This is a genomic window from Streptomyces sp. NPDC101237 (genome assembly GCF_044767465.1).
Taxonomy (GTDB): Bacteria; Actinomycetota; Actinomycetes; order Streptomycetales; family Streptomycetaceae; genus Streptomyces; species Streptomyces gramineus.
In genome coordinates, this window is record NZ_JBIWNY010000013.1 from 129,987 (window position 1) to 142,111 (window position 12,125).

Annotated in this window: 13 protein-coding genes and 1 pseudogene; 8 read left to right on the forward strand and 6 right to left on the reverse strand. The window is 72.5% G+C overall.

The annotated features are described in order from the left end of the window. Positions 1-139: 139 nt before the first annotated feature. The 3 genes from ACIRQ9_RS21385 to ACIRQ9_RS21395 all read left to right on the forward strand — a co-directional run bounded on the left by ACIRQ9_RS21385 (position 140) and on the right by ACIRQ9_RS21395 (position 1,611). Entirely contained in the window at positions 140-781 is a 642-nt protein-coding gene (locus tag ACIRQ9_RS21385; protein WP_351321585.1) for a TetR/AcrR family transcriptional regulator, read from the forward strand. A gap of 152 nt (positions 782-933) precedes the next feature. Beyond that, positions 934-1,161: a DUF3107 domain-containing protein gene (locus ACIRQ9_RS21390; protein WP_046730492.1), complete on the forward strand. Its 228-nt coding sequence runs from the start codon at positions 934-936 to the stop codon at positions 1,159-1,161. Positions 1,162-1,335: 174 nt separating this feature from the next. Then, complete coding sequence (locus tag ACIRQ9_RS21395) at positions 1,336-1,611, forward strand: hypothetical protein (RefSeq protein WP_404175472.1); 276 nt, start codon at positions 1,336-1,338, stop codon at positions 1,609-1,611. An 82-nt stretch (positions 1,612-1,693) separates the two neighbouring features. Here ACIRQ9_RS21395 and ACIRQ9_RS21400 read toward each other — a convergent pair whose 3' ends face one another. Beyond that, positions 1,694-2,440, reverse strand: coding sequence for a ferritin-like fold-containing protein (locus tag ACIRQ9_RS21400; RefSeq protein ID WP_404175475.1), 747 nt, complete (start codon positions 2,438-2,440; stop codon positions 1,694-1,696). 550 nt (positions 2,441-2,990) lie between these two features. Here ACIRQ9_RS21400 and ACIRQ9_RS21405 point away from each other — a divergent pair. Both ACIRQ9_RS21405 and ACIRQ9_RS21410 read left to right on the forward strand, forming a co-directional pair. Then, complete coding sequence (locus ACIRQ9_RS21405; RefSeq protein ID WP_404175478.1) at positions 2,991-5,405, forward strand: DEAD/DEAH box helicase; 2,415 nt, start codon at positions 2,991-2,993, stop codon at positions 5,403-5,405. Between the two features lie 97 nt (positions 5,406-5,502). After that, the gene (locus ACIRQ9_RS21410) at positions 5,503-6,399 is read left to right on the forward strand and encodes an alpha/beta fold hydrolase (RefSeq protein WP_404175481.1); all 897 of its coding nucleotides are present in this window, start codon (positions 5,503-5,505) and stop codon (positions 6,397-6,399) included. Positions 6,400-6,582: 183 nt separating this feature from the next. Here the strand turns inward: ACIRQ9_RS21410 and ACIRQ9_RS21415 are convergent, their stop codons facing one another. Beyond that, positions 6,583-7,476 (reverse strand): NYN domain-containing protein, encoded by an 894-nt coding sequence (locus tag ACIRQ9_RS21415; RefSeq protein ID WP_404175484.1) that lies wholly within the window; start codon positions 7,474-7,476, stop codon positions 6,583-6,585. A gap of 170 nt (positions 7,477-7,646) precedes the next feature. Between ACIRQ9_RS21415 and ACIRQ9_RS21420 the strand changes: the two genes are divergently transcribed. Continuing rightward, positions 7,647-7,799, forward strand: a complete 153-nt coding sequence (locus ACIRQ9_RS21420) for a hypothetical protein (protein ID WP_351321575.1) — start codon at positions 7,647-7,649, stop codon at positions 7,797-7,799. 124 nt (positions 7,800-7,923) lie between these two features. Here ACIRQ9_RS21420 and ACIRQ9_RS21425 read toward each other — a convergent pair whose 3' ends face one another. From ACIRQ9_RS21425 to ACIRQ9_RS21435, 3 genes are all read right to left on the reverse strand, one after another. Then, positions 7,924-8,529 (reverse strand): MarC family protein, encoded by a 606-nt coding sequence (locus ACIRQ9_RS21425; protein ID WP_404175487.1) that lies wholly within the window; start codon positions 8,527-8,529, stop codon positions 7,924-7,926. A 138-nt stretch (positions 8,530-8,667) separates the two neighbouring features. After that, positions 8,668-9,525: a PHP domain-containing protein gene (locus tag ACIRQ9_RS21430; RefSeq protein ID WP_404175490.1), complete on the reverse strand. Its 858-nt coding sequence runs from the start codon at positions 9,523-9,525 to the stop codon at positions 8,668-8,670. Between the two features lie 228 nt (positions 9,526-9,753). Next, on the reverse strand, positions 9,754-10,395 hold the full coding sequence (locus ACIRQ9_RS21435) for a DUF6758 family protein (RefSeq protein WP_404175492.1): 642 nt from the start codon (positions 10,393-10,395) through the stop codon (positions 9,754-9,756). Between the two features lie 182 nt (positions 10,396-10,577). On the opposite strand from ACIRQ9_RS21435, the gene ACIRQ9_RS21440 reads away from it, so the two are divergent. Both ACIRQ9_RS21440 and ACIRQ9_RS21445 read left to right on the forward strand, forming a co-directional pair. Then, positions 10,578-10,751, forward strand: coding sequence for a hypothetical protein (locus ACIRQ9_RS21440; RefSeq protein WP_404175806.1), 174 nt, complete (start codon positions 10,578-10,580; stop codon positions 10,749-10,751). Next, positions 10,721-11,110: pseudogene (locus tag ACIRQ9_RS21445) on the forward strand (MFS transporter); the annotation flags it as partial. The gene ACIRQ9_RS21440 and the pseudogene ACIRQ9_RS21445, both read left to right, overlap by 31 nt. A 43-nt stretch (positions 11,111-11,153) precedes the next feature. Here ACIRQ9_RS21445 and ACIRQ9_RS21450 read toward each other — a convergent pair. Further along, positions 11,154-11,750: a suppressor of fused domain protein gene (locus ACIRQ9_RS21450; RefSeq protein ID WP_404175495.1), complete on the reverse strand. Its 597-nt coding sequence runs from the start codon at positions 11,748-11,750 to the stop codon at positions 11,154-11,156. Positions 11,751-12,125 lie beyond the last annotated feature (375 nt).

A 12,125-nucleotide genomic window follows, 5' to 3' on the forward strand; every position in this document is an offset into this window, starting at 1 on the left:
GCCCGTCCGCGTTTCCCGGTGCGGCTTTCGCCGCCGTCCGGTACGTGAAATTCTGCGCTCGCACCACGCACAGCACGGTTACCGAAAAGTACGATGGCCGGGCGGCGTAATCCGCACGTGGACGATTTTGGGAGGCGGCGTGACAGCCATCGAGCAGACAGAGGCGGCGCGCCCGCGGGGCACGCGCCTGCCGCGCCGTGCCCGTCGGAACCAGTTGCTGGGCGCCGCCCAGGAAGTCTTCGTCGCGCAGGGGTACCACGCGGCGGCGATGGACGACATCGCCGAGCGCGCGGGTGTCAGCAAGCCGGTGCTCTACCAGCACTTCCCCGGCAAGCTCGACCTCTACCTGGCCCTGCTGGACCAGCACTGCGACGCGCTGATCCACGCGGTCCGCGGCGCGCTCGCCTCGACGACCGACAACAAGCAGCGCGTGCGGGCGACCATGGACGCCTACTTCGCGTACGTCGAGGACGACGGCGGCGCCTTCCGGCTCGTGTTCGAGTCCGACCTGACCAACGAGCCCGCGGTGCGGGAGCGCGTCGACAAGGTCACCACCGAGTGCGCCGAGGCGATCTGCGAGGTGATCGCGGAGGACACCGGCCTGTCGCGTGCCGAGTCGATGCTGCTGGCCTCCGGCCTCGGCGGCCTCGCCCAGGTGGTGGCGCGCTCCTGGCTGCACAGCGACCGCAGCGTGCCGCGCGACCAGGCGGTGCAGCTGCTGGCGTCGCTGGCCTGGCGGGGCATCGCCGGGTTCCCGCTGCACGGCATCGACCACCACTGAGACGTCGCGGCTCGCGCGGGCAGCGGCATTCCCGTTCGGTGTTCGCTCCTGGCGTGCCCGCCCACAGCGTGTCCGTCCCCTCACCGGGCTAATGTGTGCTGCGTACGGCGCGGAAGGTCGCGCACTTCACTGACCGTCGGAGGGACATAGCCGTGGAGGTCAAGATCGGCGTGCAGCACGCGCCCCGCGAGATCGTGCTGGAGAGCGGGCTGAACGCCGAGGAGGTCGAGCGCCTCGTCGCCGACGCCCTGGCCGGTAAGTCGCAGGTGCTGTCCCTTGAGGACGAGCGCGGCCGCAAGGTGCTGGTCCCGACGGACCGCCTGGCGTACATCGAGCTCGGCGAGCCGACGGTGCGCAAGGTGGGCTTCAGCGCGGTCTAGCCAACAGCAGCGCGAAGGGGCCCGGCGGACGCATGTCCGCCGGGCCCCTTCGTCGTGTCCGCCCCCCGCATCCGGCGCACAAGTCACCCACAGGGGAGGATTGCATTCCGCAGGTCACGGGTATGACCGCCTACGACCGTGAAGCGCAGGCCGGCCGTGGGAGGGACCCTCGTGATGATGCTGGAAGTCGTTGGATCCGCACTGCTCGGCGTGGCCCTGTCGTGGGCCGCGGCCAGCCGTCTGTCCCATCGTCTTCCGGCCCGTCCGCTGGTGTTCTGCACGGGAGTCGCAGGCGCCCTCTTCGGCGACTTCGTCACGCACAGCGCGCTCGGTCCCGGCACGGTGGTGGTGAGCCTGCTGGGCGCCGCTATCGTCGCGGCGGCGTCCCTGTCGCTGCTGCTCCGCCCGGCCGGCCGCCACCTGCGCCGACGATCGATCCCGGCGGCGTAGCGCCGAGCGCCGCCGCCACAGGGACCAGCCGGCACGGAAGGTCGCGCGACCGGTCGCCTGCGGCCGCGGCCGCGTGCCAGGACTAGGCGGCCAGCCCCAGCGCCGCCATCCGCTTGGTGTGGGCCTCGGTGATCCGCGAGAACATCCGCCCCACCTCGGCGAGGTCGAACCCGTCGGCCACCCCGCCCACCAGCATGGTCGACAGCGCGTCCCGGTCGGCGACCACGCGCTGGGACTGCGACAGCGCCTCGCCCATCAGCCGCCGTGCCCACAGCGCCAGCCGGCCCCCGACCCGCGGGTCGGCGTCGATGGCCGCCCGCACCCGGTCCACGGCGAAACCGGCGTGCCCGGTGTCGTCCAGCACGGCCAGCACCAGCTCGCGGGTGTCCGCGTCCAGACGGGCCGCGACCTCGCGGTAGAAGTCACTGGCGATCGAGTCGCCCACGTACGCCTTGACCAGGCCCTCCAGCCAGTCCGAGGGTGCCGTCTGGCGGTGGAAGCCGTCCAGGGCCGCGACGAAAGGCTCCATCGCCTGGGCGGCGTCCTCGCCGATCTCCGTCAGCCGGTTCCGCAGGCGCTCGAAGTGCTGGAACTCCGAGGACGCCATCTTCGCCAGCTCGGCCTTGTCCGCCAGCGAGGGCGCCAGCTTGGCGTCCTCCGCGAGACGCTCGAACGCCGCGAGCTCGCCGTACGCGAGGGCGCCGAGCAGGTCCACGACCGCGGCACGGTACTGCGGGTCGGCGGCCGCCCGCGCCCAGTCCTGGGCGGCGACACCGGTCGGTTCGGCGGAGGCGGTCTCAGGCTTGTCAGAGCTCGTCATGAAGCGCACAATAGCCCGCCCGCCGCCTCCGGGAACCCCCGGGAACCCCGAGGAAAGCCCCCGCAAGTCCCGGACAAGTCAGCGGGAAGCCGCTGGTCAGCCACTGTGACTACCACGACGTGACCAAATCGGCCATCACATGTGCACGATTCCGGGGTATGGTGGTAATGCGCCTGCTGGTACGCCAACGCATTCGGACGTACCTCGACAGGCCGCACGTATGAGGATGCCCGGTCGGTGGCCCGATCGGCTCCGACCCGACAGCCCTCCCGGCGTGTACGGCACATCGCGTACGACGACCGGAGGGACACCCTCAGCGGTACGAGCGCTAGAGCGTCGGCAGAGGTCCCGTGTCATACGGCGTGCCCCACACGGCCCGCCCGTACGGCAGCCGACGTCCCCCGGCACGGTCCGTCACAGACCCCCGCGCTCGCCTCGGACCGCGATACACAGAAGAGGCAGCACCCTGACTACGACGTTTCGAGAACTCGGGATCCTTCCCGAGACCGCCGAGGCCCTGGAAGCCGTCGGCATCATCAACCCCTTCCCCATCCAGGAGATGACACTCCCGGTCGCCCTGTCCGGCACCGATGTCATCGGCCAGGCCAAGACCGGCACGGGCAAGACCCTCGGCTTCGGTCTGCCGCTCCTGGACCGCGTGACCGTTCCCGCCGACGTGGAGGCGGGCCGCGCCGCCCCCGAGGCCCTCACCGACGCCCCGCAGGCGCTCGTCGTCGTGCCCACGCGCGAGCTGTGCACCCAGGTCACCAACGACCTGCTCACCGCCGGCAAGGTCCGTAACGTCCGCGTCCTCGCCATCTACGGCGGCCGGGCCTACGAACCGCAGGTCGAGGCCCTGAAGAAGGGCGTCGACGTGGTCGTCGGCACCCCGGGCCGGCTCCTCGACCTCGCGGGCCAGAAGAAGCTGAACCTGAAGCACATCAAGTCGCTCGTCCTGGACGAGGCCGACGAGATGCTCGACCTGGGCTTCCTGCCCGACGTCGAGAAGATCATCAGCATGCTTCCGGCCAAGCGCCAGACCATGCTGTTCTCGGCGACCATGCCGGGCGCGGTCATCGGCCTCGCGCGCCGGTACATGAGCCAGCCCACCCACATCCGCGCCGCCGCGCCGGACGACACGGGCGCGACGGTCGCGAACATCGCGCAGTTCGTCTACCGCGCGCACTCCATGGACAAGCCGGAGATGATCGCCCGGATCCTCCAGGCCGAGGGCCGCGGACTGGCGATGATCTTCTGCCGGACCAAGCGCACCGCCGCCGACATCGCCGAGCAGCTCCAGCGCCGCGGCTTCGCCTCCGGCGCCGTCCACGGCGACCTGGGCCAGGGCGCCCGCGAGCAGGCGCTCCGCGCGTTCCGCAACGGCAAGGTGGACGTCCTGGTCTGCACCGACGTCGCCGCGCGCGGCATCGACGTCGAGGGCGTCACCCACGTCATCAACTACCAGTCCCCCGAGGACGAGAAGACCTTCCTGCACCGGGTCGGCCGTACCGGCCGCGCGGGCAACTCGGGTACGGCGATCACCTTCGTCGACTGGGACGACATCCCGCGCTGGCAGCTCATCAACAAGGCGCTTGAGCTCGGCTTCCACGAGCCGGTGGAGACGTACTCGACCTCCCCGCACTTCTTCGAGGAGCTGAAGATCCCGGCGGGCACCAAGGGTGTCCTGCCGCGTGCGGAGCGCACCCGCGCCGGGCTCGACGCGGAAGAGGTGGAGGACCTCGGCGAGACCGGCGGCCGCGGTGGCCGCGGTCGTGGTGGCCGGGGCGACCGTGTCGAGGCTCGCTCGGAGGCCCGCTCGGAGGAGCGGGAGCGTCCGGCCCGCAGCCCGCGCCGCCGTCGTCGCACCCGCTCGGGCACGGCTCTGGACGAGGCGGCAGGTACGCCGTCCCCGACGCCGTCCGCCGAGTCCGCGCAGACCGTCGCCGAGTCCGTCACGGCGTCGGAGCCCGCTGGTGTCCGCACCCCGCGCCGCCGTCGCCGTACGCGGGGCGGGGCGTCGGGCGAGCCGGTGGCGGCCGCCGCGCCGCAGACCGTGACGCCCGAGGCGGTCGTGGAGATCGTCGAGGCGGTGGTGGAGTCCGTCGCTCCTGAGCAGCCGCGTCGCCGCCGTACCCGCAAGGCCGCGGAGGCCACGGTGACGCCGGTCGCCGAGGTCGCCCAGGTCACGGAGTCCGCGCCGCAGACCGCCGAGCCCGTCCGGGCCGCCGAGCCCGTCGAGGCCCCGGTGACGCCGGTCCGCCGACGCACCCGCAAGGCCGCCGAGCCGGCGGAGGCAGCCGTGACCGCGGCCGAGCCCGTGGTCACGGAGGAGCCGAAGCCGCGCCGCACCCGCAAGACGGCAGCCGCCGCCGCGGAAACGGCCGTCGACACCGCGGAAGCCACCGAGGCCAAGCCGCGCCGGACCCGCAAGACCGCGGCCACCGCCCCGGCGGCGACCGAGGCCACGGCCGAGACCGAGCCGGCCAAGCCGCGCCGGACCCGCAAGACGGCAGCCGCCGCCGCGGAAGCGGCCGTCGACACCGCGGAGGCCGCCGAGGCCAAGCCCCGCCGCACCCGGAAGACCGCCGCCGCCGAGACGGTGGCGGACACCGCCGAGGCCCAGCCGCGCCGCACCCGCAAGACGGCGGCCGCCGCCGAAGCGGCCGTCGACACCGCGGAGGCCGCCGAGGCCAAGCCCCGCCGCACCCGCAAGACCGCGGCCGCCGCCCCGGCGGCGACCGAGGCCACGGCCGAGACCGAGCCGGCCAAGCCGCGCCGCACCCGCAAGACGGCAGCCGCCGCGGGCATCCCGGCGCAGGCCAGCGAGGAGCCTGAGGCCAAGCCGAAGCGCCGTACCACCCGCAAGGCGGCCGAGTCCGTCGAGGCGGCCGGCACGGCCGACGCCGTCGAGGCGGAGGCGAAGCCGAAGGCCCGCAGGACCCGGAAGGCCGCCACCGCGGCCCCCGAGGCCTGAGCACCTCACCGAACGGCCCGGCCCACCCCGTGTGGGCCGGGCCGTTCGGCGTTCCCGGTCCGGCGCGCGGCCCAAGGGCGCCGGATAACCTCTCTCCATGAGCAGGCCTCGCACCTTCGTCCCGCCCGCCGGTGCCCGCGCGTACGCGCTCGCCACCGCACGCGGCGAGTTCGCCGTCGTCGACGCTCCCGCGGCCTCCGGGGCGGAGCCCAGGGGGACCGCGCTGCTGCTGCCCGGCTACACCGGCAGCAAGGAGGACTTCACCTTCCTCCACGAGGCACTGGGCGTGCGCGGCTACCGGACCGTCGCCGTCGACGGACGCGGCCAGTTCGAGTCGGACGGTCCTGCCGACGACGAGTCGGCCTACGCCCAGGAGGAGTTGGCACGTGACGTGCTCGCGCAGGCGGCCGCGGTCGGCGACGGCGGGCCCGTGCACCTGCTGGGGCACTCCCTCGGCGGCCAGATCGCGCGCGCGGCCGTCCTGCTCGACCACACGCCCTTCCGCTCGCTGACGCTGATGTCCTCGGGCCCGGCGCAGATCTCCGTGCCGCAGCAGCAGCGGGTGAAGCTGCTGCGGGACGCGCTGGCGGTGCTGCCGATGGCGGAGGTGTGGCAGGCCATGCGGGCCATGGAGGCGCCGGAGGAGCTGACGGAGCTGGACGAGGACGGCCTGGCGGACCAGGAGGATCTGCGGCGCCGCTGGCTGGGCAACAAGCCTGCCCAACTCCTGGCCGCCGGGCGCCAGTTGTGCACCGAACCGGACCGTGTCGAGGAACTCGCCACGGTGCCGCTGCCGTTCCACGTGCTGTCGGGGGCGCGGGACGACACCTGGCCGTTGCCGCTGCTGGACGACATGGCGCTGCGACTGCGCGCGCACCGGACGGTCGTCGAGGGTGCCGAGCACTCCCCCAACACCGACCGTCCGGCCCCGACCGCCGCGGCGATCGCCGACTTCTGGGACGGCACCGACGACCGGCGGCCGGCCGCCGGCTAGCGCACCGCACCCCGTGGCCGGTACCGCGCACGACGGCTGGTGTCGCGCCGGCGGCCGGTGTCGCGCCGCACCCCGTGGCCGGTACCGCGCACGACGGCCGGTACCGCGCACGACGGCCGGTACCGCGCACGACGGCCGGTACCGCGCCGGCGGCCGGTGACGCCGTACGACCCGTCCGCCGGGCTAGTACTGCGTCTGGAGGTGCTCCCAGAAGCCGTCCCGCAGGGCCCGGCGCAGGTCCGCCTGGCCGCGCAGGGAGTACTGGAGCAGGCCCTCGGCCTCGACCAGCAGGTCCTGGTCGACCGGGCCCGGCAGATAGGGATGGCCGGGCAGCAGCTCGACGAGTGCCCCGCTGCCACGGGAGGACAGCCACTTCGCGGCGATCTGCGCACCGACGAACCGGACGTCCTCCCGGGTGGGCCTCGCGCCGCCCGCCTCGTAGGCGTGCGCGGTGCGCCGGGCCACGTACGGCTTGAAGAACTCCAGGTCAAGGGTGCGCTGGCTGTCGACCTCCCAGAGCAGCGGCTCGGCCTGGTTGCGGCCCTCCGGCGCCTCGATGCCCCACAGGTGGACCCGGGCGCCGTAGCCCTGGGCCGCCTCGACCGCGGAGACCAGGTCCTCGTCGCCGCCGAGCAGGGCCGCGTCGCTGATGGCGCGGTGCCGGGCGAGCGACTCCAGGTCCGTACGGATCAGGGAGTCGACGCCCTTCTGCTGGTTGTTGGCGTTGAGGTTGCCGAGCCGGACCTTGACGTCGGGCAGCTCGGCGATGGTCTGCTGCTCGGCGGTGTGGATGCGGCGGCGGGCGCCGTCGTACCAGTAGACGCGCAGCAGGCGGCTGTCGGCGAAGATCTGGCGCGCCTTGTCGATGAGCGCCTCGATGAGCCCTTCCGCGTCGAGGTCGAAGGCGCGGCGGTCCTCCGTCCCGGCGACGAGCCGGCCCGTGGCCGCGTAGAGGTAGCCCGCGTCGACGAAGATCGCGTGCGTCGACGGCGTCTTCGCCACTTCGGCGAGCATGCGGGTGAGCAGCTCGTTCGTGTGATCGATGCGGGTCTTGAGGGCGGCGAGGTCGTCGTTCATCGCCTCCATTGTCCCGGCGGTCACGCTGCGAACACAACCGGTCCCGGTCAGTCTCCCGAAGGACTCTTACCGGTCGGTAATTAGGCGTTCGAAAGTTTTCTTTAGCGTAGGGAATGTTTGTAACACGCAAGTCGTTGACTGGAAGGAACACGCGACGAAGGGAGAGGCTCATGCGCTTCGAAATCAGGCGACTGGACGAAGTCGACGGAACCACCGTGGACTGCACCGTCGTGGACGCCGCCTCCGTCAACAGGATCGTCCAGCAGGCCGCCGCGGTCGGGCAGCGCCTGTGGATCCGACCGGCCGAGAACCAGACTGCGTAACACGACACGACGAGACGCGACGACGGACGACGACTCACCGACGCGCGGAGCACCGCACAGTCTTCGGAAACCCCCGTACGGCTCGACGCCGTGCGGGGGTTTCCGCGTTCCGCCCCCGGTGCGGCTACGCGCCCTTGATCACCTGGCTGACCCCGTTGATGATCTGCTGCACGGCGATCGCGGAGAGCATCATGCCCGCGAGCCGCGTCACCAGGACCACGCCGCCGTCCTTGATGACCCGGATGATCAGCAGCGAATAGCGCATCACGAACCACAGCACGACGTGGATCGCGAGGATCGCGGCCCACACGGAGACCTGCGAGGAGAAGCTGTCCGCCTTCTGCACCGCGAGGATGACGGACACGATCGCGCCGGGCCCGGCCAGCAGCGGCATGCCCAGCGGCACCAGCGCCACGTTGACGTCCTTGGTCTGCTTCGGCTCGTCGTTCTTGCCGGTGAGCAGGTCGAGCGCGATCAGCAGGAGCAGCAGCCCGCCCGCGATCATCAGCGCGGGCACGGAGACGTGCAGGTAGTCGAGGATCTGGTGGCCGAGGAGCCCGAAGACGGTGATCACGCCGCCCGCCACGCAGACGGCCTGGAAGGCCATCCGGCGCTGCACCTTGGCGGGCCGGCCGGAGGTGAGGGCCAGGAAGATCGGGGTGATCCCGGGGGGATCCATGATGACGAACAGGGTCAGGAAGAGGGAGCCGAAGACGGCGACGTCGAACATGCGTGAGCCTTGTGCGTAGGGCGGCGCTGCGTGCGGTCGTGCCGCAGGCCGGTGGGAGTCACCGCGCGCGGGCGGGCACGGCCCGGCGACCGGGCGGGCACGGCACGGCGCGCGGAGAGTTCAGGAGGAAGGCGGGCCTCAGCGTCCGCCGGTCCCCGGGACGGGGAACGCGCCGGTGGCCCGGCGGGTGATCTCCCCGTACACCTCGGGGTCGGTCGTGTACTCGCCCAGCGCCACCGTCTTGCGGCTGCCGTGGTAGTCCGAGGAGCCGGTGACCAGCAGCCCCAGCTCCGCGGCCAGCCCGCGCAGCCGGGCCCGGGTCTCGGCGTCGTGGTCCATGTGGTCGACCTCGATGCCGTCGAGGCCGGCCGCGGCCATCTCGGCGATCGCCTGCTCGGGCACGGTGCGCCCGCGCTTGGCGGCCGCCGGATGCGCGAACACGCACACCCCGCCGGCCTGCTTGACCAGCCGGATCGCGGTGAAGGGGTCGGTCTCGTGCTTCCCCACGAAGGCCCGGCCGCCGTCGGCCAGCCACTCCTGCGTGAAGGCGTCGCCGACGGTCGGCACGACACCGGCCTCGACGAGCGCGGAGGCGACGTGCGGCCGGCCCACGGAACCGTCGCCGGCGATCCGCCGCACCTGCTCCCAGGTGACCGGCACGCCCAGCTCGTTCAGCTTGGCGACCATGCCCTGGGCCCGCGGCACCCGGTCGTCCCGGACCAGCTCGCGCTCGGCGAGCAGATCGGGCTCCTCGGGGTCGAAGAGGTAGGCGAGCATGTGCAGGGAGACGCCGTCGAGCCGGCAGGACAGCTCCGCCCCGGTGACCAGCGTGAGGTCCTCGGGCAGCGCGGCGATCGCCTGCGCGTGGCCACGGGTGGTGTCGTGATCGGTGAGCGCGACGACGTCCAGTCCGGCGGCGGCGGCGTTGCGCACCAGCTCGGCCGGGCTGTCCGTACCGTCGGACGCGGTGGAGTGGCAGTGCAGATCGATGCGCACGACGCGGACTCCAGGCGGGACGGGACGGGAGGGACGCGTCAAGGATAACGGCCGACGCCGGATGCCCTGTCACACCCGAACACCGCCGGCGCCCCGTACAAGCAGCTCACGGACGCCCTCCGGCCACCGCGCGCGAACGCCCGTCCGGCGGGCCGGACCCCGGCAGGTCGGACCCCGGCAGGTCGGACCCCGGCAGGTCGACGCCTTGTTCGCCGGGGAACAAGGCCCCTACGGCTCCAGCAGGCGCGGCGACAGCGCGCCGCACGGGACCAGGTCGACCTCGGCGCCCGCGTCCCGCAGGTCCGTCAGCACCAGCTCGTCGTACATCAGCAGCCCGGTCTGCTCGGGCCAGACCACCGCCCAGAGCCACATCCCGCGGGCCTCGCCCGCGAAGACCGCCCGGTCGGCCGGCGCTCCCGACACGTGCCACAGCGGCGTCGGCCGGCCGGAGGCGAGCACCTTCGCCTGCGGCGGTTTCTCCACGTCCATCGTCGGCCCGGGGTCCGGTCCGTCGATGCCCGCGTACCGCGCGCCGAGACCGACTCCCAGCTCCTCGGCGACCAGGATCATCTCCCCTATGCCGCCGAGCGGCGCGGGTCCGGAGCAGGCGACGGCGGTCGCGCGGCCGCCGCTGCGGTCGTCACCGGCACAGGCCACGCCCGTGAACAGCCAGCCGACCGGCAGCGGCCAGGGCATCCACACCGGCACCTGGGTGCGGTGCACCACGACACCGAGGGCCTCGACGCTGGGCGGGATCACGGGCTGTACCGGATGCACGGTCCCGTGCGCATCGCACTGCCAGGTGTCGGCGAAGAGACCGGGAGCCCTGACCCGGCCACCACACTTCGGGCAACTGGGTTCGCCCCTCATAGGGCCCCACGGTCCTACCCCGGATCCCCCACGTCAAGGACGATCACCCGTCCGGGCGGAAGCGGTCACCGGACGGAGTTAGATGTAACTCGCATTAATTAGTTACCCTAACCTACTGGGTGCAAAAGCCAACTGCATCCGCGGTCGCGGCGGCGACCGGACGAGAGCGACGAAGGAAGCGCGTGACGGAGCCGGCAGACCCGTTCGAGACGGGAGCGGGCGGCATCCTGCGGCAGGCGAAGGCCGTGTGGGCGACGGCGGGCGCGTCCGTCGTCGCCTTCATGGGCATCGGACTCGTGGACCCGATCCCGCCCTCGACAGCCAAGGGCCTGGAGTGCTGCCCGCCGCCGACGTGACGGTGCTCGGCCACGGCGGCCACACCACCGCGATCGTCTGCACGATCCCGTCCGGCGCGTTCATCCGCGTGAACAACACCGTCTCCACCGAACTGGCCCTCGGGGTGTCGGACGCGCCGCGTCCGGTGGCGAGCGCGGGCTCCACCTTCGTCCGCTGGTTCGCCGCCGCTGCGGCGCCCTACTTCGCGCCGAAGATCGAGGAGTGGACCGACGTCCACGTCCCGTTCGTGGTGGCCGCGGTCACCACCGTGCCGGGCGCGGCCGCGGTCCTCGTACGGCGGCGGGCGCTCACGCACGAGGCGGAGCGGGCGCGGCCGTCGCACGCCGCCGAGGACGGCGTCGCCGTCTTCGCCAACTGACCGGTCCTGACGGCCTCTTGGTGAGCTTGCTCACCCCGGTCGGTCAGTCCAACGGGACGGAACGGCGGTGCGGATCCCTGAGGTCCGTGCCGCCGGCCAGCCAGCGCTCCTGGAGCGCCTGGGCGCCGTGGACGCGTTTCCAGGCCGCCTCGTTCGGGGTCATCGGCAGCAGCGGCAGGAACCGTACGGGGTCGAGCGGCGCGTCCAGCACCAGATCCTCGACGAGACCGCCCGGCTCGCCGACCAGGACCGAGGTGAAGGGCGCGTCGGGCCAGAGCGGGCCGCCGACGTCCAGGGACGCGCCGGGCGCGACGACCAGACCCTCCACCTGCGGGGACGCGGCCAGGACGGCGAGCGCGCGCAGCACCTTGTCGGTGTCGGCCAGTCCGGCGCGGACCGACAGGACCAGTTCGGCGCGCGGTCCCTCGACGGGGTCGGCGAGCGTCGCGGTGGGGTCGGTCATGGGGTGCGCCGACATGCCGAGCGTGGCGTAGCGCAGGACGTGCTCGCCCTGCAGATCCTCCTGGAAACGGAGCACCTCGATGCGGTCCGTACCGAGGAAGGTGACCGCCGCGCGCGCGTCCGGTTCGCCCAGCGCGGTGGTCAACCGGGCCTCGACCAGAGGAAGAACTTCAGCCATGCCGTGAGCATAGAACTCGTCAGTACCGGGCAAAGCAGCGCCTTGACACCAAGGGCTGCTGCTACTCTGGCCGCGACGGTTCGGGGCAGCACGCAGAGCGTCGCGGTCAGGCCCCGACGCCACGAGAACTCCCTTACGAGGGACCGGCTGGAGGAGGTGGGGCTGTCATGGATCGAAGTCACCCGTGCAGTACCACTCGCTCTTCCGCCTGCTGATTTCGTCTCCTGGTCGGCTGCCGCCTTCACGTTCGCGTTGTCGTTCGGAAGAGCACTGCGTTTTCGCTTTCCCGATCCCTTTGACCGGTCCGTTCGGATCTGTCTGGATCCGTTCGTCTGATCCGAATCAGTAGCGAAGTCGCCACCGCAACGGTGCGGT